We start from the raw sequence: 3,627 nt of genomic DNA on the forward strand, positions 1-3,627 counted from the left end.
TAGACGCTTCTGCTGCTCGCCGTAGCCGGCCCAGTCGCCCTCGGCCAGACGCTCCTGGCCCTGGGTCAGGGCGTCCTGAGCCTCCTCGAGGGCCGCCGAGAGCTCCTCCTCGACGGTGCCCGGAGCCGTCGGCTCCTCGCCCGGCGCGGGCGCCTCCGCCTGCTTCTCCTCCGGGGTGACCGCGCCCGAGTCCCCGTCGAACACCTGGTCCAGGGCCTCCTGGAGGGTGTCCGCGAAGCCGACCTTGTCGCCGAAGGAGACGAGCACCTTGCGCAGCGTCGGGTAGGTGGTGCCGCCCGAGGAGCGGACGTACACCGGCTGGACGTAGAGGATGCCGCCGGCCACCGGCAGGGTGATCATGTTGCCGTTGAGCACCTCGGACGCGCCCTGGCGCAGCAGGTTCAGCTCCCGCGAGACGTCCGCGTTCGAGTCGAAGTTGGCCTGCGCCTGGCCCGGGCCGGGCACCGTGGTGGACCGCGGCAGCTCGAGCAGTCGGAGCTGCCCGTAGCCCTCGGCCTTCACGCCGTCCTCCCCCGTGCCGGCGTCGCCGGCGGCGGAGAGGAACCCGTAGAGCACGTTGCGCTGCTGGGCACCGTCCGTGATCTGCGGTATGTAGCTGCTGGTGAGGGAGAACGCCGGCTCGTCCTGGCCGGGCATCTGCAGCGTCATGTAGTACGGCGGCTGCTTGACGTCCTCCTCGCGCGTGGGGTCCGACGGCACGGACCACGCGTCGTTGTTCTCGTAGAAGTCGTCCGCGTCGGTCACGTGGTAGCGGCCGAGCAGCTCGCGCTGGACCTTGAACATGTCCTCCGGGTAGCGGACGTGGTCCAGGAGTCCGGCGCTCATCTCCGAGTACGGGCGCAGCGAGGACGGGTAGACGTTCTGCCAGGCCTGCAGCAGCGGATCCTGGTCGTCCCACGCGTAGAGAGACACCGAGCCGTCGTACGCGTCCACCGTCGCCTTCACCGAGTTGCGGATGTAGTTCACCCGGCCCTGGAGCGCCGGGTTCTGGCCCTGGCTCAGGGAGTCCACCGTGACCTCGCCCAGCTGCTGCGCGGTGGAGTACGGGAACTGGTCCGAGGTCGTGTAGGCGTCCACGATCCACTGCACGCGGCCGTCGACGATCGCCGGGTAGGGGGCGGTGTCCACCGTCAGGTAGGGCGCGACCTTGCGGACGCGCTCGGCCGGGTCGCGGTCGTAGAGGATCTGCGAGGCCTCGTTCACGTCCGAGGACAGCACCAGCTCGGGCGAGCCGAACTTCACCGCGTACGCGAGCCGGTTGAACAGGTTGCCCACCGAGGGGCCGCCGTCGCCGGAGAAGGTGTACGCCGTGTCCTCCTGGGAGTCGGCCGTCTGCGGCCGGTCGCGTTCGACGGCCGGCGCGCCCTCGGGCGCACCCACCACCGAGTACGAGGGCGAGTTGAGCCCGAAGTAGATGCGCGGCTCGTAGTCCTGGTCGGAGGCCAGCGGCCCGCGCGTGGGGATCTCGGAGAGCAGCCACTGGGGCCGGCCGCCGGCCGCGACCTCGGAGGCGTCGGCCACGACCATGCCGTAGCCGTGCGTGTAGATGGTGTGGCGGTTCACCCACGACTGGGAGTCGTCCACGTTGACGTCACGGGCCGCCAGGATGGTGTCCCGCGTCTGGCCGTCCACCTCGTAGCGGTCCACGTGCAGGGTGGTGGGGAACGCGTAGTACGGACGGAACTGCTGGAGCTGCCCGAAGGTCTGGGAGATCAGGTTCGGGTCCATGAGACGGACGTTGGCCGTGTTGGCCTCCTCGCCCGCCAGGGCCCCGGCCTCGGTGTCCGTGGCGCCCTCATAGTTCGTCACCTCGACGTCGTCCAGGCCGTACGCCTCGCGCGTCATGGCGATGTTCCGCTCGATGTACTGGGATTCGAGCGTGCGCTCGGACGGCTTCACCTGGTACTCCTGCACGATGAAGGGGTACGCCGTGCCCACCACGAGCGCCGTGATGACCAGGACCGCGGTGCCGATCAGCGACAGCCGCCACCGGCCCGAGACCACCGTCCACACGAACAGGCCGGCCACGATCACGGCCGTGACCGCCAGGATCGCCGACGTCGGGATGACCGCGTTCACGTCCGTGTAGAGCGCGCCGGCCCAGTTGCCGGTCTGCGACTGCGTGGTGCGGTAGCGGTTGAGCCAGAAGTTGACGCCCTGCAGCAGCAGGAACACGGCCAGGGTGATGCCGATGTGGGCGCGCGCCGCCGGGGTGATCCGCACGCCGCCGCCCTCCTCCACGCGCACCGCGCCGTACAGGTAGTGCACCAGAAGACCGGTGATGCCGGAGACCAGGACCACCGAGATCAGGTACCCGACCACGAGCGTCAGGAACGGCAGGGTGGCCATGAAGAACATGAGGTCCAGGCCGAACTCCGGGTCCGCCTGGCCGTAGGGCACCTGGTTCAGGAACAGCAGGACCGTGTTCCACCCGTTCATCGCGGTGGAGCCGGCGAACACGCCGAGCACGAGCGGGACACCCAGGAACACCAGGCGCCGGATGGGCTCCAGCTGGCGCTGGGCCTGGCTGAGCGAGTCCCGCGCGGCCGCGGACGCGTCCGCGGGGCGGTGGCGCCAGGCCGTGCGGATCGCCAGCCACACGGCGAGGGCCATCCCGAGCCCGGCGATCAGGAACAGCGCGGCCTTGGCGACGACCTCGGTCCAGAAGACCTCGGTGAAGCCCAGCTGCGAGAACCACAGCACGTCCGTGTAGACGTTCGTGAACACCACGAACAGCCCCACGAGCACGGCCACCGCGATGATGGTCAGCACGAGCGCGCTCGGCCGGCCCGGCCGGCCCCTGCCGCGCGCGGCGGAGGACCCGCCCCCGCCGAACGGGCCACCAGGACCGCGGTCGCCGTCGTCGCCCGGGCCGCGCGGGGCGCCGCCGAAGGGGCCGAACGCCCCGAACGGGCCGGACTGGCCCCCGGCGGTCCCGCCGCCGTCACGGGGCGGGCCGCCGAACGGTCCGCCGCCTCCCTGTCCGAAGCTCACTGCTCTGTCCTCTTCCCTCCCGCGTCCGCGGGGCTCTGCTCCGGTCCGGGGCGCTGCGCCCCGGACATGTCGTCCGGTCTGGTGGTCTGGTGGTCTGGTGGTCTGGTGGTCTGGTGGTCCTGGTGTGCGTCGGCTCAGCCGCACGTCCGGGCGGCGGCCGGGCTCTCCCCCCGGGCCACCGCCTCGACGATGTCGCGGGCCTGGCCCAGCGTGTCCACGGGGTACACCGTCAGACCCTCGGGCACACGGCCGGCCAGCTCCTCGCAGTTCGCCGTGGGGGCGAGGAACGTCGTGGCCCCCGCCTCGGCGGCGCCGCGCACCTTCTGCGGGATCCCGCCGATGGGACCCACGACGCCGTCCCCCGAGATCGTGCCCGTTCCCGCGATCGGGGCGCCCCCCGTCATCGCGCCCGGGGTCAGCCGCTCGATCACGGTGAGCGCGAACATCAGACCCGCCGAGGGCCCGCCGATGTCCGGCACGGTCAGCTCGACGTCCACCGGGACGTCGTAGGCGGTCTCGATCAGGGCCCCCATCTGCCACGGCTGGGGCGCGCCCTCGGGGGCGGCCGCCACCGGCACCTCGAGGTCCTGCTCCACGCCGTCGCGGCGGACC

Annotated in this window: 2 protein-coding genes; both read right to left on the bottom strand. The window is 71.7% G+C overall.

Going from position 1 to position 3,627, the window contains the following annotated elements:
- A partial coding sequence (locus D8M29_RS09595; protein WP_148111567.1) for a UPF0182 family protein occupies positions 1-3,015 on the bottom strand: 3,015 nt, incomplete at its 3' end.
- A 134-nt stretch (positions 3,016-3,149) separates the two neighbouring features.
- A partial coding sequence (locus D8M29_RS09600) for a S16 family serine protease (protein ID WP_305034226.1) occupies positions 3,150-3,627 on the bottom strand: 478 nt, incomplete at its 5' end.

Source organism: Micrococcus sp. HSID17227 (assembly GCF_003989405.1).
GTDB classification, from domain to species: Bacteria; Actinomycetota; Actinomycetes; order Actinomycetales; family Micrococcaceae; genus Micrococcus; species Micrococcus luteus.